The organism is Achromobacter sp. ESBL13 (assembly GCF_036668755.1).
Classification (GTDB): Bacteria; Pseudomonadota; Gammaproteobacteria; order Burkholderiales; family Burkholderiaceae_B; genus Achromobacter.
The window spans coordinates 18,407-40,772 of record NZ_JAZEVT010000008.1; the positions used below are offsets into that span (position 1 = coordinate 18,407).

Below are 22,366 nucleotides of genomic sequence, written 5' to 3' on the forward strand. Positions count from 1 at the left end.
TCCCCCCAAGGCCTTTAAACCGATTACGATCCTCAGTTGCGGCTTGCGAACGGCCGCCTGAGGCGACAAACCCTGTATTTCAATATTCTGGAGAATTACGCACATGCCCGTGCACGAAATCCGCCATCCGCTGATCCGCCATAAGCTCGGGATCATGCGTCGCGCCGACCTCAGCACCAAGAGCTTTCGAGAGTTGTCGCAGGAAGTGGGCGCGCTGCTGACGTACGAAGCGTCCAAGGACCTGCCGCTGGCGCCCGCCACCGTCGAGGGCTGGTGTGGACAAGTCCAGGTTGAGAAGATTGCCGGCAAGAAAGTCACCGTGGTGCCTATCCTGCGCGCGGGCATCGGCATGCTGGACGGCGTGCTCAGCCTGATACCGGGCGCCAAGGTCAGCGTGGTGGGCGTGGCCCGCAACGAAGAAACCCTGGAAGCCCATACCTACCTGGAACGCCTGGTTGGCGAACTGGACCAGCGCCTGGCGCTGATCGTCGACCCGATGCTGGCGACCGGCGGTTCGATGGTGGCCGCGATTGATTTGCTCAAGCGCGCCGGCTGCAAGGAAATCCGCGCGTTGGTGCTGGTGGCCGCGCCCGTGGGTATCGAGGCCGTGCTGTCCAAGCACCCCGACGTGCATATCTATACGGCGTCCATCGACGACGGCCTGAACGAACACGGCTACATCATGCCCGGCCTGGGCGACGCGGGCGACCGCATCTTCGGCACCACTCAGAAGACGGTCTGACCGCTTGCCTGTCCGGCCTGCGGCGATCCGGGGGCCGGCGGCCGCTCTTCAGCGGCCAGGCAGGCTTTCCAGCAGCCCGGCTTCCAGCGGCCCGGCTTCCAGCAGCCCGGCTTCCAGCAGCCGGCGCGTCTGGCGGGGCGCGCCTTACGCGCCCGGCGCCCTGACCTCGGCCCCGTCGATGTGTTGGCCGAACCACCGAAGTTTCGGCGCCAGCCCGGCAACCTCGCCCACAATCAGCAGGGCGGGGGAACGGATGGCATGTTCCGCCGCCAGTTCCGGCAGCGCTTGCAACGTGCCCGACAGCACCCGCTGTTCTGGCCGGCTGCCGTTTTCGATCAGCGCGAACGGCGTGTCGGCCGCTCGGCCATGGCCCAATAGACGCCGGGTCAGAAGTTCCAGCTGCCCCACGCCCATATAGAAAGCCAAGGTCTGCTTTTCACGCGCCAGCGCGGGCCAGTCCAGGTTGTCTTCGTCTTCGCGGCAATGCGCCGTGATCAGCCGCACCGATTGGGCGTGCTCGCGATGCGTCAGCGGAATGCCCGCGTAGGCCGCACAGGCCAGCGCCGCGGTAATGCCGGGCACCACCTCAAAGCGCACGCCATGCGCGCGTAGATGTTCCAGTTCTTCGCCGCCTCGGCCAAAAATAAAGGCGTCGCCCCCTTTCAGCCGCACCACGCGCTTGCCCGCTTGCGCGTGTTCCACCAGCAGGGCGTGGATGCGAGCCTGCGTGGCGTGATGGTTTTCGCCGGGCAGCTTGCCCACGCAAATGCGGTCGGCGTCACGGCGCGCCAAGGACATGACGTCGTCGCTGACCAAGCGGTCATAGAGGATGACGTCGGCTTCGTTCAGCGCGCGCAGCGCCTTCAAGGTCAGCAGCCCGGGGTCGCCGGGGCCGGCGCCCACCAGCACGACGCTGCCTTCGGCGGGCGCAAGCGGGGTGTCCAGCGCCTGTGCCAGCGCGGCTTCGGCTTGGGCGGGTTGTTGCTGGCGCAGCAAGCCGGCCACGGGGCCGTCCAGCAACCAGTCATAGAAACGGCGACGCGCGCCCAGATCGGGATGGCCGGCGCGGATACGCTTGCGATAGGTTGCGGCCAACGCGGCCAGTTGGCCCAACGTGTGGTCAAACAGCGATTCGATGCGCTCGCGCACGCGGCGCGCCAGCACGGGCGCCACGCCCGACGACGAAATGGCCACGATGACAGGCGAGCGGTCGACGATGGACGGCACCTGGAACGAGGACAGCTCCGGGTCGTCCACCACGTTCGTAAAGATGCGGCGCGCGCCGGCCGCTTCGGATACGGCGGCGTTGGCCGCGCGGTCGTCGGTGGCGGCCACCACCAGCCACACATCGTCCAGCCAGGCGGCGTCAAAGCGGCCCGGCAAATAATGAATGCGGCCCTGGGCCGCAAGTTCAGTCAATGCCGGGGTCAGTTCAGGCGCGCCCACCACCACCTGGGCAGAGGCTTCCAGCAGCGCAAGCGTCTTGCGTTCGGCTACCGCGCCGCCACCCACCACCAGCACCCGCCGCCCCTTCAGGTCAGCAAAAATCGGAAAAAGCTGCATCTTGTGCCCGCCTCGGGCGTACCCGGCAAAATATCACCCGATCATAGGGACGGGCTTACATCCCCACAACTTTTGATTTCTTGAATTCATATATCCAAAACTTATTTGGTCAGGCGTTGCCCAGCCATTGGCTCATCTCGACGACCTCGCGCGCGACGTCGCCCAGCCGCTTCTGGCTTTGCATGGCGCGCTCGCGCAGCAGCCGATGCGCTTCCTCTTCGGGAATCGATCGGGTCTTCATCAGGATGCCTTTCGCTTTCTCCACCCACTGCCTCTCGGCCAGCCGCAGTTGCGCGTCGCGCAGTTCTTCGCGCCGGGATTTCTCCATGGCGAAACGCTCGATCGCCACCGTCAGCAGGGGTTCGATGCGAGCGGCCGGCACATCGCCGACCACGTAAGCGGCCACCCCGGCGCGCAGCGCCGTACGGATGGTGTCGCGGTTGCCGTCGTCGGTGAACATGACGACGGGGCGGTCGCTGTGCTCGCTGGCCACACAGACGTTTTCCAAGGTGTCGCGCCCGGGGGCGTCGCTGTCGATCAACACCACGTCCGGGGCGGCTTGCGCGATGGCGCTGGCCAGGTCCATGCCGGGCGCCACCTCCGAGACCACGTGCACCCCGGCCGCAGCCAGCGTCTGCCGCAGCGACGCCGCGCGCCCCTCGCCATCATTAAGCAGCATCACCTTCAGCATGGAACCCCTCCGATGTGGGGATTCATGCAAGTTCCATGCCATCCGTGATCGCCTACGCCGCAGCCGCGCGACGCACAGCACCGGGGCGCGCGTGGCACAGCCATGGTGCGCCGCCGCATCGCGTTGCGCACCAACTTGGGTCTGGTGCCGTCGCCGCGATGCCGCGAACGAGCGCCCCTTATCCGCGCCATCGTCAACGCCGGCGCGGCCTTGCGAGCATTGACGGGCATTTTCCACGCGCCTGGCACAGCGTTTGCTTGATGGAAGCTGGGCGGCCAACGGCGGTCGCCAACGCAACGCGCCGCCGTACGCGGCAAGGGACAACGACGTTCCGCAGCGCCAATGGATTGGATTCCATGGCGCGCGGGACGTTTTTTTTTGCCAGGAGCCATTGCATGACGCCAGTGACACGAAGCCCCTTTACCGACCCTGCCGCCCACGCCCAGGCCGGCACCAACGCCGGCCGCCGCAAATGGTTAAGCGGCACGGCCCGCGCGGTGGCGGGCGCCGGCCTGCTGTCGCTGGTCGACCCCCTGGTGCGCGCGGGCGCCTGGGCTGCCGGCACGGACGCGCCGGAAAAGACCGAAGTGAAAATCGGCTTCATCCCGCTGACCGACTGCGCCTCGGTCGTGATGGCGTCCGTGCTGGGCATCGACAAGAAATACGGGGTGACGATCACGCCGTCCAAAGAAGCCTCGTGGGCGGCCGTGCGCGACAAGCTCATGAACGGCGAGCTGGACATGGCCCACGTGTTGTATGGCCTGGTTTATGGCGTGCACATGGGTATCGGCGGCCCCAAGAAAGACATGGCCGTCTTGATGAGCCTGAACCAGAACGGCCAGGCCATCTCGCTATCGAACAAGGTGCTGGCAGCCGGCGCGCGCGACGGCGAATCGCTGGCCAAGCTGATGGCGTCCGACAAGCGCGAATACACCTTCGCGCAGACCTTCCCCACCGGCACGCACGCCATGTGGCTGTATTACTGGCTGGCCGCGTACGGCATCAACCCGATGAAGGACGCCAAGGTCATTACCGTGCCGCCGCCGCAGATGGTCGCCAACATGCGCGTGGGCAACATGGACGGCTTCTGCGTGGGCGAACCGTGGGGCGCGCGCGCCATCATGGACAAAATCGGCTTTACCGCCGTGACCACCCAGGGCATCTGGCAGGACCACCCGGAAAAAGTGCTGGGCACCAGCGCGGATTTCGTGGCGCGCAACCCGAACACGGCGCGCGCCGTGACCGCCGCCATTCTTGAAGCCGGCAAGTGGATCGACGCCTCGCCCGCCAACCGTCAGAAGACGGCCGAAACCATCGCCGCCAAGTCCTACGTGAACACGGACGCCAGCGGCATCGTGGACCGCATGCTGGGCCGGTACGAAGACGGCCTGGGCAAGTCGTGGACGGACGCGCACGCCATGCGCTTCTACGCCGACGGCTCGGCCAACTTCCCTTACTTGAGCGACGGCATGTGGTTCCTGACGCAGCACAAGCGTTGGGGCTTGTTGAAAGAGCATCCGGACTATCTGGCGATGGCGCGGCAGGTGAACCGTATCGACATCTACAAGCAGGCCGCGCAGGCCGCGGGCGTGGCGCTGCCCGCCAGTGAAACGCGGTCGTCCACGTTGATAGACGGCGTGATGTGGGACGGCAGCAATCCGGCGGCCTATGCCGACGGATTCAAGGTCAAGGTTTGAACGGCTGTACTGAACAAGGGGCATGCAATGTCTACCGTAACGAGTCTGGGTCGCGGCGTCGCGTTCATCGCAGCCGGCCGCGAGCGGCTGGAGTCCGTGCTGAAAGCCGTGGTCGGCCCTGTGGCCGGTTTCGCGCTGTTCGTGCTGGTGTGGCAAGTGGTGGCGATGCGCATCCCGGAAATCCCCACGCCGGGGGTGACCTGGCACGCCGCCGTGACGCTGTTTTCGGATCCGTTCTATGACAACGGCCCCAACGACAAGGGCATCGGCTGGAACCTGGTGGCTTCGCTTGAACGGGTGGCGATCGGCTTTGGCCTGGCGGCGTTGATCGGCATTCCGGCCGGCTTTGCAATCGGCCGCTACGCCGCCATCAACGCCATGTTCTCGCCCATCGTCAGCTTGTTGCGGCCGGTGTCGCCATTGGCCTGGCTGCCCTTGGGATTGCTGCTGTTCAAAGCCGCCAACCCGGCCGCCATCTGGGCGATTTTCATCTGTTCCATCTGGCCGATGATCATCAACACCGCCGTCGGGGTGTCGCGCGTGCCGCAGGATTACCTGAACGTGGCGCGGGTGTTGAACCTGTCGGAATGGAAGTTGACGACCAAGGTCTTGCTGCCCGCCGTGCTGCCGTATGTGTTGACCGGCGTGCGCTTGTCGATCGGCACCGCGTGGCTGGTGATCGTGGCGGCCGAGATGCTGACGGGCGGCACCGGCATCGGCTTCTGGCTGTGGGATGAATGGAACAACCTGAAGGTCGAACACATCGTCATCGCCATTTTCGTGATCGGCATCGTGGGCCTGTTGCTTGAAACGCTGCTGGTGGCGCTGGCCCGCCGGTTCACCTATACCGAGGAATAGCGCCATGAAGAAATTCGTACGCATCGAAAGCGTGGGCCAGACCTTTCACACCCGCAAGGGCGCCTTCGTGGCGCTGCGCGATATCGACCTGACGGTGGAACAGGGCGAATTCATCACCCTGATCGGCCATTCGGGTTGCGGCAAATCCACCTTGCTGAACCTGATCGCGGGCCTGACCCGGCCCACCAGCGGTGTGCTGCTGTGCGCCGAGCGCGAGATCACCGGCCCGGGCCCTGACCGCGCGGTGGTGTTCCAGAACCATTCGCTGCTGCCTTGGCTGACGTGCTTCCAGAACGTGTATCTGGCCGTCGAACGCGTTTTTGCCGCCAAGGAAAAGCGTGCGCGGCTGGAGCAGCGCACGCGCGCGGCGCTGGAACTGGTGGGCCTGTTGCCCGCGCAGAACAAGCTGCCGCGCGAGATTTCCGGCGGCATGAAACAACGCGTGGGCATTGCGCGCGCACTGGCCATTGAGCCGGGCGTGCTGCTGATGGACGAACCCTTTGGCGCCCTGGACGCGCTGACGCGGGCGCATCTGCAAGACGAACTGCTGAAGATCGTGGCCAAGACGCGTACGACCACCATCATGGTCACGCATGATGTGGACGAAGCGGTGCTGCTGTCCGACCGCATCGTCATGCTGACCAACGGCCCGGCCGCCACCATCGGAGACATCCTGCCCGTGCCCTTGCCGCGTCCGCGCGACCGCGTGCGGCTGGCCAACGACGCCACCTACCTGGCGTGCCGCGCGTCGGTGGTGGACTTTCTGCATCGCCGCCACGGCAATCCCGAACGCTCGCAAGAGGTGGCGCAGATCAATGCCGAGGCGCATCCCGCCGGTCATCTCGCGGCCCAAGCGGCCCAAGCGGCCCAAGCGGCCAACCCCGCCGCCAGCCATCCCGACGCGGCGCGGGCGGCGGCCTGATCCCGCGCAAGCCAGGCACGCACATGAACACGAAGCCAAAGCCAAAGCTGGTCGTGGTGGGCAACGGCATGGCGGGCATCCGCACGGTAGAAGAACTGCTGGCGCAGGCGCCCGACCTGTACGACATCACGGTGATCGGCGCCGAGCCCTACACCAACTACAACCGCATCCTGCTGTCGCCCGTGCTGACGGGCGAGCAGACGCTGGACGACATCGTGCTGAACGATGAAGCCTGGTATGCCCGCCATCGCATCCGGCTGCTGCGCAACCGGCGCGTAACGCAGGTGAACCGGGCCAGGCGCACGGTCAGCTGCGATGACGGCACGCAAGCCGCGTATGACCGGCTGCTGCTGGCCACGGGTTCCACGCCCACCATCCTGCCCGTGCCGGGCCACGACCTGGACGGCGTGGTGGCGTTTCGCGATATCGACGACGTGAACCGGATGATCGAAGCGTCCTCGCGCTATCGCCACGCGGTCGTCATCGGCGGGGGCCTGCTGGGCCTGGAAGCGGCCAACGGCTTGGCCGCGCGCGGCATGAAGGTATCTGTCGTGCACCTGGGCGCAACACTGCTGGACCGCCAACTTGACGGCGATGCGGCCGCCTTGTTGCGTCGCAACCTGGAAGCGCGCGGCCTGACTTTCTTGCTGCAACGCCAGACGCGCGAGATCGTTGCGGGCGGCGACGGGCGCGTGCGCGCGCTGCGCTTCACCGACGGCCAGGAAGTCGCGGCGGACCTGGTGGTGATGGCGGTGGGTGTGCGCCCGAACACGGCGTTGGCGCAGGGCTGCGGGCTGCGCGTGGATCGCGGCATTGTGGTGTCGGACACCTTGCAGACCTACGACCCGCGCATCTACGCGGTGGGTGAATGCGCCAGCCATCGCGGCACGGCCTATGGCCTGGTCGCGCCGCTGTTCGAGCAGGCGAAGGTGGCGGCCAACCACCTGGCCATGCACGGCATCGGCCGCTATGAGGGCAGCGTCACGTCCACGAAATTGAAGGTGACGGGCATCGATCTTTTTTCGGCGGGAGATTTCATGGGCGGGGCGCAAACAGAGACGATCGTGCTGGCCGACGCCATCGACGGCGTCTACAAGAAGCTGGTGTTGCATGACGACAAACTGGTCGGCGCCTGCCTGTATGGCGACACGGCGGACAGCAACTGGTACGTGCGCCTGATCCGCGAAGGGCGCGGCATCGGCGCGCTGCGCGACCGCTTGATGGCGGGGGACATGATGGTGGACGACGAACACGCGTCGCCCGTGCCGATCACCGCCGGGGCAGGCGTATAAGCCATGGCCATGGACATGCCGCTGCAAAAAATGCTGCCCATCGCCGTCGATGACGGCGTCCGCGAAGTGGCTTCGGTGTGCTGCTACTGCGGCACGGGCTGCGGCGTGCGCGTGCAGGCGCGGGGCAACGCGGTGCTAGGGGTGCGCGGGGATGACGGCCACCCCGCCAATCACGGCAAGCTGTGCAGCAAGGGCCTGGCGCTGGCGGATACGGTGCGGCGCGACGGCGCGCGCGTGCTGTCGGCGCAATGGCGCGCGGATCGGACGGCACCGCTCAGGCAGATAAGCCTGGACCAGGCGCTGGACATCGCGGCGCAGCGCTTGGCCGAAGCGATGCTTGCGCACGGTCCGGACGCCGTGGGCTTTTACCTGTCCGGCCAATTGCTGACCGAGGACTACGCCGTCTTCAACAAGCTGGCGCGCGCTTTGGTGGGCACCAACAATATCGACACCAACTCGCGCCTGTGCATGTCCAGCGCCGTGTCGGGCTACAAGCGCACCTTGGGCGCCGACGCGCCACCCGCCTGCTACGAAGACCTGGACCTGGCCGACACGGTGCTGATCGCCGGGTCGAACATGGCGTACGCGCACCCGGTGCTGTTCCGCCGGCTGGAGGCGGCGCGCGCGCGCCGACCGGGCATGAAGGTAATCGTCGTGGATCCGCGCCGCACGGACACGGCCACGTTTGCCGACCTGCACCTGGCCATTACGCCCGGCTCCGACGTGGCGCTGTTTCACGCCATGCTGCACGTGATGGCGCGCGAAGGCCTTGTCGACCGCAACTACGTCAAGCTCCACACCGAGGGGTTCGACACGTTGATGGCCACCGTTCAGGCAGTCACCCCCCAGGCGGCGCAGCAAATCTGCGGCGTGCCCGCCGCCGACATCATCCAGGCCGCGCGTTGGTTCGGCGGCGGCGGCGCGGCGTTGTCGCTGTACACGATGGGCTTGAATCAATCGACCCAGGGCACTGACAAGAACGCCGCGTTGATCCATCTGCATCTGGCCACGGGCCAGATCGGCAAGCCCGGCGCCGGCCCGTTCTCGCTGACGGGCCAGCCCAACGCCATGGGTGGGCGCGAGGCCGGCGGCATGGCCACGCTGCTGCCCGGGCACCGGGATCCGGCCTTGGCGGAGGACCGGGCCGAGGTCGCCGCGTTATGGGGTGTGGATGCGCTGCCCGCCGGGCGCGGGGCCACGGCCCTGGATCTGTTCGACGCCGCGCGTGACGGGCGCATCAAGGTGTTGTGGATCGCCGCGACCAACCCGGCGCAATCCTTACCCGACCAGGCCCGTGTGCGCCAGGCGCTGGCGCGGGCGGACTTCGTGATCGTCCAAGAGGCGTTTGCCGGCACCGAGACGCTGGCCTATGCCGACCTGATATTGCCCGCCGCGACATGGCCCGAAAAATCGGGCACGGTCACCAATTCCGAACGCCGCATCAGCCGCGTGCGCGCGGCGGTGGCCCCGCCGGGCGATGCGCAGCCCGACTGGCGGCTGGCGCAGGCGGTGGCACAGCGGCTGGCCGCACGCGTCGCCCCGCACAAGTCCGCCTGTTTTGCCTACGCGGATGAAAGCGACGTTTTCGCCGAGCACGTTCGTATGACGGCGGGGCAAGACCTGGACTACAGCGCCTTGGACTACAACATTTTGGACCGCAACGGCCCGACGCAATGGCCGTACCAAGGCGGCCAGGGCAAGCCGCGCCTGTACGGCGATGGGGTGTTCCCCACCGCCAACGGGCGCGCGCGCTTTTGCAACGTGCGCCATCAACCGCCCGCCGACGCGTTGACGCCGGAATTTCCGCTGCAACTGACCACCGGCCGGCTGCGCGACCACTGGCACACGTTGGCGCGCACGTCGCTGGCACCGGGCTTGACTCAGCACGTCGAGGAACCGTGGCTGTCGATGCACCCCGACGACATGCGCCGGTGCGATCTGGCGCCGGGCGCGTTGACGCGCATGCGTTCGCGCCGGGGCAGTGTGGTGCTACCCGTGCAGGCGGATGACGGGCTGCAACGCGGGCATGCGTTCTTGCCGATGCACTGGGGCAGCGCGTTCATGGCCGGGCTGGGCGTGAACGCGCTGGCGACATCGGCCTCGGACCCGATCTCACGTCAACCCGAGCTGAAGTTCTCCGCCGTATCCGCCGAACCGGCCGGGCTGCCGTGGCAGGTGGCGGGTTGGATGCAAGGCGATGCGGCGACCTTGCGCGCGCGCTTGGCGCCGTGGTTGCGCCGTTTCGACTATGCGGTCGTGTTGCCGGTAGGCGCGGGCGGCGTACGCATTCGGCTGGCGGCCGCCCAAGCGCCGGACGCCGGGGTACTGACCGAACTGGCGCAGGCGCTTGGGCTGGGTCAGGCCGACGTGATGTTTGACGACCCGGCGCGCGGCAGGTTGCGCCGGGTGGCGGTCGATGCGGGCGGGCCGACTGCATTCCTGTTGGCGGGCGACCTGGCCGCGCAGGACGCGCTGCTGGCGTGGGCGGCCGGCGGGCAGGCGCCAGCCAGTGTGTCGGCGCTGCTGTCCGGGCGCATCAGTGGCGCGGCGCGCTCGCGCACGGTGTGCGTCTGCATCGGCGTCAGCGAGGCGGCCATCCTGGCGGGCGTCGCGCGCGGCTGCGACCTGGATGCGCTGAAATCCACGCTGGGCTGCGGCACCGGCTGCGGGTCGTGCGTGCCCGAAGTGCGGGCGCTGATTGCCCGCGCGCCCACGGCCGTGGCCTGTTCCTGATCGGTTTTGCGCCCGGGGCCAGCCGACACGAGTAGACATATATCGGGCACGGCAACGGGTGTAGTATCAAGCAGCCGCCGCCAGCAGCGCGCGGCATGTCCCGAATTCTGGAGTGGCTAGTGACGATGCAAAAAATCGCATCCTTGGTGTTGTGCGCGGGCGCGATGGGCGCGACCGCGTCGGTGCAGGCGGGCGTGTGCGACGCCCAGTTCATGCATGACGGCGGTGCGGTGCAGTTGACCGGCTCGGGCAACCTGTCCCTGGGCGCGGACCTGACCTTCACCGAGGTTACAAAAAGCAATGGCGACAATTGCCGCGCGCGCGTGCAAGGCGTGGCCACGTTTGGCTACGCGGGCCTGCCGCCGGGCAAGTCAAAGCTGGATTACCTGATGACGGTCAAGGGCGGGCAGGCCACCTTCCTGCGCTACGCCTCGGCAGGCGAAGCCCCCAAGCCTTCCGAGGGCCAATTCGACCTGCGCATGCTGGGCCTGTTCGCGTACGACGGCAAACTGAACGCGGGCCAGAAGTTGCCCGGCTCGTCGTTCCGCCTGAAGATCGGCAAGGAAGCGCCGGTGGGCGGCCAGCCCAGCACCACGGTGCGCATCGGCGAGAAAAGCGTGGGCCAGAAGACGTCGTTGAACACGGCCCTGGGCAATCAGTCCTGCCACCCGGTCACGTACACGCGCAACTCGGACCCCACCATGGCCACGTTCCAGGGCCTGACCATTCCGATACCCGGCATGAACACGACGGTCACCGATTGGTACTGCCCGGCAGTCAATCTGGTGATGAAGCAAGACATAGATCAAGCAGGCGTGAAATCAGCGGTTGAAATTACGCAGATCAAGTAGCACACGGTATCAAGCACGTCTTGCTGCGGGCAGGGCGGCTGGTATGATGTTTTCGTCATAGACACACAACAGGAGCTCAAAAAAATGGCCACGAGAAAATCCGAAGAAGTCGCAAAAGAAAAACTGATCGACAGTGTCAAGACCAGCCTGAACGACGCCGAAAACCTGCTGCGCGAAGCGGCCGGCACCACGGGCGAAAAGGCCAACGAATTGCGTGACCGCGCCATGACCTCGCTCAAGCGCACGCGCGAAGCCCTCTACGAAGCGCAAGACGCCGTGCTCGAACGTGGCCGCAAAGCCGCTCGCGCCACCGACGACTACGTGCATGACAATCCCTGGCAAGCCATCGGCATCGCAGGCGTGACCGGCCTGCTGCTCGGCTTGCTGATCAGCCGCCGCTGATTGGCTTGAACGTTCGGGCGGGCAACGTCGGCATGCCGGCGCTGCCCGCCCGACGTTCCTGACAACATGGGTCTACGAAAATCTGTTTTCGGAGTCGCGTCCAGCCTGGTCGGGCTGTTGCGCACACGCCTGGAGCTTCTTGGGCTGGAAGCCGCCGACGAAAAGGCGCGCCTGCTCAAGCTGCTGGGCATGGCCTTCGCGGCGCTGCTCTTTCTGACGCTTGCGGTGCTGGTATTCACCATCACGGTGGCCGTGCTGTTCTGGCCCACCGAAGACCGCTACATGGCCTTGGGCCTGCTGGCGGCGTTCTACGGCATTGTGGGCATCGTCTTGTTGCTGGTCGTGCGCCATGGGCTGGTCTATGGCGCGGCGCCTTTCGCGGCCACCCTTGAAGAGTTGAGCCGCGACGCGGAACTGCTTGAACGGGTACGCGACGCCCAGGACGACGAGCCGCCGCCACGTCGACGCGAGGAGGGCTGAACCATGTCAAAAAGGTCTCCTGTCGTTGATCGTGCCGTGCGTATCGAACTGCTGCGCGCCCGCGCCGCCATCGAACGCGAATCGCTGGTGCATGACATCGTGTCGACCGGCCATCGGCTGGAACCCGCCGCCATCATCCGCGGGCTGCTGCCCCGGCTGGCTGCCGGCGGGGCGTCACGCTGGGCATTGCAGGCCATTACGCTGGCGCGCCGTTATCCCGTCGTCAGCTCGTCTTTGTCGACCTTGCTGATGCGTGGCGGCAAGCGCTTCAAGCTGCTCAAGATCGCGGGTGGCGCATTGGTCGGCTGGCAGCTGTTCAAGATGTGGCAGGGCTCGCGCGAGGACGACGAATAACGCGTTCAACCTTGCTTCGGCTTGCGCTAAAAAAAAACCCCGCCTGCATCTGCATGGCGGGGTTTTTTATGGCGAGCATCGAAGCCGGGCTGTGCGGCGTCGGGCTACGGAGGGCCACAGCTACAGCTACAGCTACAGCTACAGCCATTGCTACAGGCCGAGCTGGCCCCAGATATCGTCCACGCGCTTCTTGATGTCGGCATCCATCGTGATGGGCGTGCCCCATTCGCGGTTGGTTTCGCCGGGCCATTTGTTGGTGGCGTCCAGGCCCATCTTGCCGCCCAGACCCGATACCGGCGAGGCGAAGTCCAGGTAATCGATGGGGGTGTTTTCCACCAGCAGCGTATCGCGCACGGGGTCCATGCGCGTCGTCATCGCCCAGACCACTTCCTTCCAGTCGCGCGGGTTGATGTCTTCGTCCACCACCACGATGAACTTGGTGTACATGAACTGGCGCAGAATGCTCCATAGCCCGAACATGACGCGTTTGGCGTGCCCCGCGTACTGCTTGCGGATCGACACCACCGCCAGCCGATAGCTGCACCCTTCCGGCGGCAGATAGAAGTCGACGATTTCCGGCAGCTGGCGGCGCAACAGCGGCACGAACACTTCGTTAAGCGCAACGCCCAGCACGGCGGGTTCGTCGGGCGGCTTGCCGGTGTAGGTGGAATGGTAGATGGGGTTGCGCCGCATCGTGATGCGCTCGACGGTGAACACCGGAAACCAGTCCTGCTCGTTGTAGTAGCCGGTGTGGTCGCCGTACGGCCCTTCCAGCGCCATCTCGTAGTCGCTGTTGGGCGGCGGGTTCACACCTTCCGGCACCACGGGCTTGATGGCGCGCGGGTCGGAGGACGGCAGCAGATGGCCTTCAAGAACGATCTCGGCCCACGCCGGCACCGACAGGTTGCTGCCCAGCGCCTGGGCGACTTCGGTGCGCGAACCGCGCAACAGGCCGGCGAACTGGTATTCGGACAGGCTGTCGGGCACGGGGGTGACGGCGCCCAGCGTCGTGGCCGGGTCGGCGCCCAACGCCACGGCGATCGGGAACGGGGTGCCGGGGTGGGCCAGCGCGTGGTCACGGAAATCCAGCGCGCCGCCGCGATGCGACAGCCACCGCATGATGAGCTTGTTGGGGCCCAGCAGCTGCTGGCGGTAGATGCCCAGGTTCTGCCGCTTGGCGTTAGGGCCGCGCGTGATCACCAGGCCCCACGTCAGAAGCGGCGCTACATCGCCGGGCCAGCAGGTCTGGATGGGCAAGCGGGTCAGGTCCACGTCCTTGCCTTCCCAGACAATTTCCTGGCAGGCCGGGCTTTTGACGTTTTTCGGGCTCATGTCCCACAGCGCCGCCTTCAGCATCGACACCTTGGCCAGCGCGTCGCGCAGGCCCTTGGGGGCTTCAGGCTCGCGCAGCGACGCCAGCAGTTCGCCGATATCGCGCAGCGCGCTGACATTGTCGGCGCCCATGCCGCGCGCTACCCGCGACGGCGTGCCGAACAAGTTGGTCAACACCGGCATCTGTGCCGGTTGGCCGTCGTGCAGCGCTTTTTCAAACAGCAGGGCCGGCCCTTCGGCGCGCAGCACGCGGTCGGAAATCTCGGTCATTTCCAGCCGGGTGGACACCGGCGCGGCAATGCGTTTGAGGTCGCCCATGCGTTCAAGTTGGGCGAGGAAGTCTCTAAGGTCGCGGTATTTCACTACAGATCCCAGCGATTTGGTTACATTTGAGGTCGAAAGAGAGGTTAACATTGACTCCCTCTTTTTCCACGCAGGAGGTTTTCATGCCCGATGCGTCAGTGGCCAGCCTGTTCAGGAATATGGCCCAAGGAGTGCACGAATATCTTGCCGAGTCCTTGCGTATCTGCTCAGTCTATCTGGGCATCGCGGTGATTGTGACGGTAAGCATGGGATTTGCCCTGCCAGGTTTGCGCGACCAGGCATTGCAAGTGCACAAAGCCTTGTTGACCGCCCTAGCGCCTTCATCCATGCAAACCGGCGTCGAACCCGACACCGGCTCCGAACTCGGTTCCGACACTGCGTCGGCAATTGCCATGGCCGTACCAACTGCTCCCGCCAGCAATGCCACGGGCATGCTGGGGCCGGCGCGCGTCGCGCCGCCGGTGCCCAAGAAGCCCGCCTTGTCGGCGACCGGTCCGCAGGCCGAAGCGTTGCGCAACTATATCTCGCGCAAATACAAGGTGGCGTATGACGCCACCGGCCCGCTGTTGAACACCGTTTACAAGGTCAGCCGCGAAAAGCAGCTGGACCCCTTGCTGGTGCTGGCGGTCATCGCCATCGAGTCGCGTTACAACCCCCTGGCCGAAAGCCATGTGGGCGCGCAAGGCTTGATGCAGGTGATGACCAGCGTCCACCAGGACAAATTCGACGCCGTGGGCAAGACCGCCCTGGACCCGGCCGCCAACATCGGCGTGGGGGCAACAATTCTGCGGGACTGCATCAACCGCCGCGGTTCGGTAGACGCCGGACTGGCCTGTTACGTGGGGTCCACGGGGCCCGACGACAACGGTTACGGTGCCAAGGTGCAGGCGGAACGCCGGCGGCTTGCCCTGGCATCGGGCATTGCCCTGGCTCGGGACTGATCCTTCCCGCTACGCGGAACGACAAAGCGCGCTCTTTACCGAGCGCGCTTTTTTTGTGGCGCCGGCATTGCACCGGTTGACCGATGCGGCGGCACGTTGTGGATCAGCGTTGCAGCAGCTTGCCGATCCGGGCTACGGCCTCTTCCAGGCGGTCCAGCCCCGTTGCGTAGGAAAAGCGCATGGTGTGCTTGCCGTGGGCCGGTCCAAAGTCCAGGCCTGCCACGGCAGCCACGCCCGCTTGCAGCAGCAGCTGCTGCGAAAACGTGGCGCTGTCCATGCCCAGGTTGCTGATGTCGGCATAGATATAGAACGCGCCGTCCGGCTTGACCGGCACGTGGATGCCCAGGCGTTCGAATTCGGGCAACAGGTAGTCGCGCCGCTGCTTGAACGCTTCGCGCCGGTGCTCGAAGGTTTTCATTGCCTGTTCGGTAAAGCATGCCAGCGCGGCGTGCTGGGCCAGCGTGGGCGCGCAGATCGCCAGGCTGGCGGCAATTTTTTCCACGGGTGCCACCATGTCTTGCGGCACGATCATCCAGCCCAGGCGCCAGCCGGTCATGTGGAAGTATTTGGAAAAGCTGTTGATGACGATGATGTCATCGTCCAGCGTCAACGCGGATCGCGGCGCATTTTCATATGACAATCCCAGGTAGATTTCATCGACGATGGCAAAGCCGTCGCGAGCACGAACCTCGGCCAGCAGTTGCGCCAGTTCTTCGTGTGCGATGGATGTGCCGGTGGGGTTGCTGGGTGAGGCCACCAGCACGCCCTGCGTCGCCGGCGTCCAGTGCCGGGCCACGTCGTCGGCCGACAGCTGGAAGCGCTTGGCGGCAGAGCTGGGAATCAAACGCGGCACACCGCCCGCTGCCAGCACGAAGTTGCTGTTGGCCGGGTAGGACGGGTCCGGCATCAGGACTTCGCCGCCATGGTTGACCAGCGCCGCGCACGCCAGCGTCAGCGCGCCGGATGCGCCCGCCGTGACAATAACGCGCGCCGGATTGATGCTGGCGCCGAACTTGTCATGGTAGAACTGCGCAATGGCCTCGCGCAGCGGCATCAGCCCGGCGGGTGGGCCGTAGCCGCTAAGCCCGGCGCGGGCGGCGCGTTCCAGCGCTTCCACCACCTGGGGCGGCGCGGTAAAGTCCGGTTCGCCGATGCCCAGGCTGATAATGTCGTGGCCCGCCGCCTGTAGCGCCTGCGCCTGCTTGAATAGTTCCACTACCTGGAATGTCAGAAAGTCTTGAGTGCGAGCGGCAAGGCGGGGCATCGGATTCTCGAAAAGCGTCTTTGAAGCAAAAAGGAATTGTAGTCATGCAGCCATCCCGGCGCGCTTTCCTGCTTGGCAGGCGACCCGCGCAAACGCCATGGGCCGCCTTCATGCAGCGGCTGAAGCTGCTGTGCCAAGGCCAGGTTGTTGATCTGGGCGAGAACGGCCCGGGTGGCGCGCAAGCCATTCTGACGCCCGCGCGTGACGGCGACGTGGCGCACGCCCGCGCGCTGTGCGCCGAATATCGCGTCGTGATGGCGCTGGAGGGCGCAACGGGGCCTTACGCGCCGAGCAGCGCGCCGCGTTTGCGTATCGACCCATCCCGGATGGCGGGTTTGGCGCGCCTGGCCGGCGACATCCCGCGCTGGCGGGCGCAGCCGGGCGTGCCGATGGCCGCGCTGGCCCAGGCCGGGCTGCGGCAGTTTGCCGGTTTCCCTGACGCCATGACCCTGGCCGAATGGCTGGCTGCACCGGCGCCCTGGCCGGCGGGTTGCTGCGCGGCCTCGGGCGTGCTGGCGGTGGACGTGATGCTGGCCGACGGCGTCGAGGAAACGCTGGGGCCGTTCGGCGAGGCCGACGTGCAGCCCTTGCGATCGGCCACCGTGCAGGCCCTGGTGCCCGCGCTGTTCCAACTGGCCTCGGGCGGCGACGCGTTCGCCACCAACGACGGTTATCACTGGCTGGGCCGCTATCGGTTGGACGCCCTGAAACCGCAAGCGCCGGCCACGGTGAATCTGGCGCATCTGCTGTTGGGTCATGGCGGCACGCTGGCCTGGGTGCAAGGCGTCACGCTGACCGATGCACCTCCCTTCGCGCTGCCGCAGCCGCAGCCCCACCCGGAGCCCCAGCCCGGCGTAAATGTTCGTTCCCGGGCGACCCCCGGCCTGGCGACGTTTCGGCTGGATGGTCGCGTGAAGACGCTGTTCGACCCTGCTGGGCGATTTCCCTTATTCCTGCCCAATGAAACCTGAAATTCGTTCAGGTTGCTGTAAGATTTCGGCGCTTGCCCTGTCCAGTGGGCGCGCTCTCGCGTGCGCTTTCGCAAACGTATCGCCGCGCGCGCCATGGGAATAGAATTCCTCCCTCTGTTTCACTTATCGCCAGTAGCCGCCCTATGGATGCCAACCTTCGCAAAGCCGCCCTTGAATATCACGAGCACGGTCGCCCCGGAAAAATCTCGGTCACCCCGACCAAGCAGCTGACCAACCAACGCGACCTGGCGTTGGCGTATTCGCCCGGCGTGGCGGCGGCCTGTGAAGAAATCGTGGCCGATCCGGCCAATGTGTTTCGCTACACCGCGCGCGGCAACCTGGTGGGCGTGATCACCAACGGCACGGCCGTGCTGGGCCTGGGCAACATCGGCGCGCTGGCGTCCAAGCCCGTCATGGAAGGCAAGGCGGTGCTGTTCAAGAAGTTTGCCGGCCTGGATGTGTTCGACATCGAAATCAACGAAACCGATCCGGACAAGCTGGTCGAGATCATTGCCGGGCTGGAAGCTACTTTCGGCGGCATCAATCTGGAAGACATCAAGGCGCCGGAGTGCTTCACCGTCGAGCGCAAGCTGCGCGAACGCATGAAGATCCCCGTTTTCCACGACGACCAGCACGGCACCGCCATCACGGTATCGGCCGCGTTCATCAACGGCTTGAAGGTCGTGGGCAAGGACATCAAGAAGGTCAAGGTCGTGACCTCGGGCGCGGGCGCCGCCGCCCTGGCGTGCCTGGATTTGATGGTGGACCTGGGCCTGCCGCTGGAAAACATCTGGGTCACCGACATCGAAGGCGTGGTCTACGAAGGCCGTGTCGAACTCATGGACCCGGACAAGGCGCGTTTCGCGCAAAAGACCGATGCCCGCAAGCTGGCCGAAGTGATTCAGGACGCCGATGTGTTCCTGGGCCTGTCCGCCGGCGGCGTGCTCAAGCCCGAGATGGTCGCGGCCATGGGCACGCGCCCGCTGATTCTGGCGCTGGCCAACCCCACCCCGGAAATCTTGCCGGAACTGGCGCATTCCGTTCGCGATGACGTCGTCATGGCTACCGGCCGTTCCGACTACCCGAACCAGGTCAACAACGTTCTGTGCTTCCCGTACATTTTCCGGGGCGCGCTGGACGTGGGCGCCACCACCATCACGCGTGAAATGGAAAAGGCGGCGGTCTACGCCATTGCCCAACTGGCTCAGGAAGAACAGAACGAAGTCGTGGCCGCGGCCTACGGCACGTTCGATATCTCTTTCGGCCCGGAATACCTGATCCCCAAGCCGTTCGACCCGCGTTTGATCGTGCGCATCGCGCCGGCGGTGGCCAAGGCGGCCATGGAAGGCGGCGTGGCCACGCGTCCGCTGGCCGACCTGGAAGCCTACGAAGAACAGTTGCAGCAGTTCGTGTACCACTCGGGCGCATTCATGAAGCCGCTGTTCTCGGCCGCCAAGCGCATCGTGCGCGAAGGCGGCCCGGCGCGCATCGTGTTCGCTGAAGGTGAAGACGAACGCGTGCTGCGCGCGGTGCAGGTCGTGGTGGACGAAGGCCTGGCGCGTCCCATTCTGGTGGGACGCCCGTCCGTGCTGCTGACCCGCATCGAAAAGCTGGGTCTGCGCCTGCGCCTGGGTGAAGACGTTGAAGTCACCAACCCCGAATACGACGAACGCTTCCATCAGTACTGGACGACGTACTGGGAACGCATGTGCCGACGTGGCATCACCAAGGAAATGGCGCGCGTGGAAATGCGCCGCCGCATGACCTTGATCGGCGCGATGATGGTGCACCTGGGCGATGCCGACGGCATGGTCTGCGGTTCTGTGGGCGCGTACCATGACCACCTGCGATTTGTGGACGAAGTGATCGGCCGCCGTCCGGGCCACAACGTGTACGCGGCCATGAACATCCTGCTGCTTAACGAGCGTACGGTGGTGCTGGTGGACACGCACGTCAACGACGAGCCCACGGCCGAGCAGATCGCCGAATTCACCATCGCGGCCGCCAACGAAATGCGCCGCATGTACCTGGCGCCCAAGGTGGCGCTGCTGTCGCGGTCGAATTTCGGATCGGGTAGTTCCGCGTCGGGCGCCAAGATGCGTCGCGCGCTTGAAATCGTGCGCGAAAAAGAACCCGAGCTGGAAATCGACGGCGAAATGCACGGCGATTGCGCCTTGGACGAAGCGCTGCGCATGCGCATCCTGCCGTCGTCCACGCTCAAGGGCGAAGCCAACCTGCTGGTGTGCCCGAACGTGGATTCCGGCAACATTGCCTACAACCTGCTCAAGACGGCGGCGGGCGGCAACGTGGCGGTTGGCCCGTTCCTGCTGGGCTGCAACGCGCCGGTGCACATCCTGACCTCAAGCTCGACCGTGCGCCGCATTGTGAACATGACCGCGATGACTGTGGTCGATGTCAACACGCCACGTTGAAGTGAGTCCCGCCGGTCCGGCGTGCCCGCGCACGCCGACCGGTCTGGTCCTGACGGGTGGGGGCGCGCGGGCCGCGTACCAGGTGGGCGTGCTGAGCGCCATCATGGACTTGCTGGACCCCGACTGGCATTCGCGCTTTCAGAATCCCTTCGACATCATCTGCGGCACCTCGGCCGGGGCCATCAACGCCGCCGCGCTGGCGTGCCGCGCCGACCGCCCGCACCTGGGTGTGCGCCGCATCCGCCGGTTGTGGTCGTCGCTGAACACCGACATGATTTACCGCGCCGACGCGCCCGGCCTGATTCGCACGGGCGTGCGTTGGCTGGGGTTGCTGGCGCTGGGCTGGATGTATTCGGGGCTGACGCGCAAGCGGCCGCAGTCGCTGCTGGACAACAGCCCCATGGAAGCGCTGCTGGGCCGCGTGCTGAACTTCGACCACCTGCGCGGCAACCTGGAGCGCGGGTCGCTGTCGGCGCTGGCGATCACGGCGTCGGGCTACACCAGCGGCGAGCACCTGACGTTCTACCAGGCGCACACGCCCATCGAACCGTGGCATCGCTACTTGCGGCTGGCCATACCCACGCCTATCGGCATCGACCACCTGATGGCCTCGTCGTCCATCCCGTTCGTCTTTCCGGCGCGGCAGGTGCCGGTGCACGGCAAGGGCGAGTGGTGCGGCGACGGCTCCATGCGACAACTGGCGCCGATCAGCCCGGCAATCCACCTGGGCGCCCATCGCGTGCTGGTGATCGGCACGGGGTTTCGTGATGATACCCATCCCGAGAACCGCGAAGATTCCCCACCGTATCCTTCGCTGGCGCAGGTAGGCGGGCATGCGTTGTCCAGCATCTTCCTGGATGGGTTGTCGGTGGACGTCGAGCGCCTGGAACGCATCAACTACCTGATGGACCACGCATCGCCGGACGGCGCGCAGATCAACGTGCGCCGCATCCAGGTGCTGACCATCACCCCCAGCCAGTCGCTGGACACGATGGCGCTTGAGCACTTGCAGGACATGCCGGCGCAAGCCCGTGCTCTTTTCCGCGTACTCGGTGTATCGTCCGACCCAGGCCGTCCTGGTGGCGGTGCGCTGATGTCGTATCTGCTGTTCGAATCCAGCTACACCAAGCGATTGATCGAACTGGGTTATGCCGATACGATGCAGCGTAACGAAGAAGTGATCGCCTTTTTCAAGGAGGCTCAGGCATGACGCGCAATGGCCAATCTACGTTGCAGAAGCAGCTTCTGCGCGGGGGAGCGCTGCCTCATGAGGGGCTGGACAAGAAGGCCGTCGTTGACGCCTCGCACGAGCTTGGCCTGTCCTTGTTCGTTGCCAACTGCGACCCCGCCCGCAGCCGTTCCGCGGTGCTTCGCGCCATCGTCAAGGCGGTGGATTTCCCCGAGTACTTCGGCGGCAACCTCGATGCGCTGTACGACTGCCTGTGCGACACGGTCCTGGACCACAAGACGGGCGTGGTGTTGTGGCTGTACCGCCTGCACTCCGGCGATCCGGTTCTGGAAGAAGACGCCGCCAAAATTGAAACCGTGTGTTCGGACGCTGCCGACTTTGCGCGTGAAAATGGCCGCATCTTTGCGTTCGTCATCGAACACGCGGGGCGCCACCCCGACCCGGAACCCGGCATCGCCGCAGCGCCCTATGGCGAAAACGATTAACCGCGGCCGAAAACGATTATCTGCGGGCGCGGACAATTAACCGCGCATCCTTGCGCTACCAGCCCATCAACGCGCTGACTGCCGCCAGCAACGCCAGCCCGGCCGTTTCGGTACGCAGCACGCGGGGACCAAAGCGCACGGCCTGCACGCCGGCCTGGCGGGCTAGTTCCAGTTCCTTGTCCGACCACCCCCCTTCGGGGCCCACAAGCAACGTCAACGCTTGCAAGCCGGGCGTGGCGCGCAGCTTGCCGGCCAGATCGTCGCTGGCTTCCGGGTGACACAGCAGCCGCAGGCCGTCCGCCGGCTGGGCCAGCCAATCAGCCAGGCTTTGCGGCGCATCCACCGCCATCAGGCGGTTACGGCCGCATTGTTCGCCGGCCGATTGCGCAATGCGCTGCCAATGCGCCACGCGCTTGTCCAGCCGAGGGCCCGATAACTGCAACACGCTGCGTTGCGCGGCAATCGGGCTGACGCGGGCGGCGCCCAGCTCAACCGCTTTTTCCACCACCCAGTCCATCTTGTCGCCGGAAGGCAAGCCCTGCACAAGCGTGACGCGCCCGGCAAGCTCGGCTTCGCGCGGGTTGAAGTCGCCTAGCGTGGCGTAGCCCGCCTTGCCCTCGACTTCAAGCACGGCCGGGTATTCGCCGCCCTGGCCATTGAACAGCACAACGGTTTCGCCCGCTTTCAAGCGCAGCACGCGCAGCGCGTGGTGCGCCAGGGCGTCGGGCAAGGCGATGCGGGTACCGGCGGAAAGGGCGATGTCGCAGAAAAAGCGGGGGGCGGACATGAGGTTCGGGCGAAGAGGGCGGCTACGAGGGCGCGGGCAATCGGATTATTCGAGCG

General features: G+C 65.9%; 19 protein-coding genes and 1 pseudogene. 15 read left to right on the forward strand and 5 right to left on the reverse strand.

Annotated elements, in window-relative coordinates:
* The first annotated feature begins 103 nt into the window (after nt 1-103).
* Nucleotides 104-742 (forward strand): uracil phosphoribosyltransferase, encoded by a 639-nt coding sequence (upp, locus tag V6F88_RS25410; protein WP_332613068.1) that lies wholly within the window; start codon nt 104-106, stop codon nt 740-742.
* A 144-nt stretch (nt 743-886) separates the two neighbouring features.
* Here the strand turns inward: upp and cysG are convergent, their stop codons facing one another.
* Nucleotides 887-2,305 (reverse strand): siroheme synthase CysG, encoded by a 1,419-nt coding sequence (gene cysG, locus V6F88_RS25415; protein WP_332613070.1) that lies wholly within the window; start codon nt 2,303-2,305, stop codon nt 887-889.
* Nucleotides 2,306-2,414: 109 nt separating this feature from the next.
* Nucleotides 2,415-2,996 carry an ANTAR domain-containing response regulator gene (locus tag V6F88_RS25420; protein ID WP_332613071.1) on the reverse strand — a complete coding sequence of 194 codons (582 nt, stop codon included), beginning with the start codon at nt 2,994-2,996 and terminating at the stop codon, nt 2,415-2,417.
* A 395-nt stretch (nt 2,997-3,391) separates the two neighbouring features.
* On the opposite strand from V6F88_RS25420, the gene V6F88_RS25425 reads away from it, so the two are divergent.
* The 9 genes and pseudogenes from V6F88_RS25425 (at nt 3,392) to V6F88_RS25465 (ending at nt 12,585) form a co-directional block, all read left to right on the forward strand.
* On the forward strand, nt 3,392-4,693 hold the full coding sequence (locus V6F88_RS25425; RefSeq protein ID WP_332613073.1) for a CmpA/NrtA family ABC transporter substrate-binding protein: 1,302 nt from the start codon (nt 3,392-3,394) through the stop codon (nt 4,691-4,693).
* A gap of 27 nt (nt 4,694-4,720) precedes the next feature.
* Nucleotides 4,721-5,551 (forward strand): nitrate ABC transporter permease, encoded by an 831-nt coding sequence (ntrB, locus tag V6F88_RS25430; protein WP_332613074.1) that lies wholly within the window; start codon nt 4,721-4,723, stop codon nt 5,549-5,551.
* 4 nt (nt 5,552-5,555) lie between these two features.
* Nucleotides 5,556-6,473 carry an ABC transporter ATP-binding protein gene (locus V6F88_RS25435; RefSeq protein WP_332613076.1) on the forward strand — a complete coding sequence of 306 codons (918 nt, stop codon included), beginning with the start codon at nt 5,556-5,558 and terminating at the stop codon, nt 6,471-6,473.
* 23 nt (nt 6,474-6,496) lie between these two features.
* Nucleotides 6,497-7,720: pseudogene (locus tag V6F88_RS25440) on the forward strand (NAD(P)/FAD-dependent oxidoreductase); the annotation flags it as partial.
* A gap of 48 nt (nt 7,721-7,768) precedes the next feature.
* Nucleotides 7,769-10,498: a nitrate reductase gene (locus tag V6F88_RS25445; RefSeq protein ID WP_442880396.1), complete on the forward strand. Its 2,730-nt coding sequence runs from the start codon at nt 7,769-7,771 to the stop codon at nt 10,496-10,498.
* A 125-nt stretch (nt 10,499-10,623) separates the two neighbouring features.
* Nucleotides 10,624-11,349 (forward strand): hypothetical protein, encoded by a 726-nt coding sequence (locus V6F88_RS25450; protein ID WP_332613325.1) that lies wholly within the window; start codon nt 10,624-10,626, stop codon nt 11,347-11,349.
* Nucleotides 11,350-11,433: 84 nt separating this feature from the next.
* A complete protein-coding gene (locus V6F88_RS25455) occupies nt 11,434-11,751 on the forward strand; it encodes a DUF883 family protein (RefSeq protein WP_006221213.1) in 318 nt (105 codons plus the stop codon).
* Between the two features lie 66 nt (nt 11,752-11,817).
* Entirely contained in the window at nt 11,818-12,231 is a 414-nt protein-coding gene (locus V6F88_RS25460; protein ID WP_332613077.1) for a phage holin family protein, read from the forward strand.
* A 3-nt stretch (nt 12,232-12,234) separates the two neighbouring features.
* Complete coding sequence (locus V6F88_RS25465; protein ID WP_332613079.1) at nt 12,235-12,585, forward strand: hypothetical protein; 351 nt, start codon at nt 12,235-12,237, stop codon at nt 12,583-12,585.
* A gap of 150 nt (nt 12,586-12,735) precedes the next feature.
* Here the strand turns inward: V6F88_RS25465 and ubiD are convergent, their stop codons facing one another.
* The gene (gene ubiD, locus V6F88_RS25470; RefSeq protein ID WP_332613080.1) at nt 12,736-14,280 is read right to left on the reverse strand and encodes a 4-hydroxy-3-polyprenylbenzoate decarboxylase; all 1,545 of its coding nucleotides are present in this window, start codon (nt 14,278-14,280) and stop codon (nt 12,736-12,738) included.
* Nucleotides 14,281-14,363: 83 nt separating this feature from the next.
* Here ubiD and V6F88_RS25475 point away from each other — a divergent pair, with 83 nt between their 5' ends.
* Nucleotides 14,364-15,182, forward strand: coding sequence for a lytic transglycosylase domain-containing protein (locus V6F88_RS25475; protein ID WP_046804361.1), 819 nt, complete (start codon nt 14,364-14,366; stop codon nt 15,180-15,182).
* Between the two features lie 103 nt (nt 15,183-15,285).
* Here the strand turns inward: V6F88_RS25475 and V6F88_RS25480 are convergent, their stop codons facing one another.
* Nucleotides 15,286-16,446: a pyridoxal phosphate-dependent aminotransferase gene (locus V6F88_RS25480; RefSeq protein WP_332613082.1), complete on the reverse strand. Its 1,161-nt coding sequence runs from the start codon at nt 16,444-16,446 to the stop codon at nt 15,286-15,288.
* A 44-nt stretch (nt 16,447-16,490) separates the two neighbouring features.
* Between V6F88_RS25480 and V6F88_RS25485 the strand changes: the two genes are divergently transcribed.
* The 4 genes from V6F88_RS25485 to V6F88_RS25500 all read left to right on the forward strand — a co-directional run bounded on the left by V6F88_RS25485 (nt 16,491) and on the right by V6F88_RS25500 (nt 21,523).
* On the forward strand, nt 16,491-17,417 hold the full coding sequence (locus V6F88_RS25485) for an FAD-binding protein (protein WP_332613084.1): 927 nt from the start codon (nt 16,491-16,493) through the stop codon (nt 17,415-17,417).
* A gap of 143 nt (nt 17,418-17,560) precedes the next feature.
* On the forward strand, nt 17,561-19,849 hold the full coding sequence (locus tag V6F88_RS25490; protein WP_332613086.1) for an NADP-dependent malic enzyme: 2,289 nt from the start codon (nt 17,561-17,563) through the stop codon (nt 19,847-19,849).
* Complete coding sequence (locus V6F88_RS25495; protein WP_442880397.1) at nt 19,830-21,059, forward strand: patatin-like phospholipase family protein; 1,230 nt, start codon at nt 19,830-19,832, stop codon at nt 21,057-21,059. The genes V6F88_RS25490 and V6F88_RS25495 overlap by 20 nt, the downstream gene beginning before the upstream one ends.
* Nucleotides 21,056-21,523, forward strand: coding sequence for a barstar family protein (locus V6F88_RS25500; RefSeq protein WP_046804365.1), 468 nt, complete (start codon nt 21,056-21,058; stop codon nt 21,521-21,523). Before V6F88_RS25495 ends, V6F88_RS25500 begins: the two co-directional genes overlap by 4 nt.
* A gap of 55 nt (nt 21,524-21,578) precedes the next feature.
* Here V6F88_RS25500 and V6F88_RS25505 read toward each other — a convergent pair whose 3' ends face one another.
* On the reverse strand, nt 21,579-22,310 hold the full coding sequence (locus tag V6F88_RS25505; RefSeq protein ID WP_332613088.1) for a 16S rRNA (uracil(1498)-N(3))-methyltransferase: 732 nt from the start codon (nt 22,308-22,310) through the stop codon (nt 21,579-21,581).
* Nucleotides 22,311-22,366: the final 56 nt, after the last annotated feature.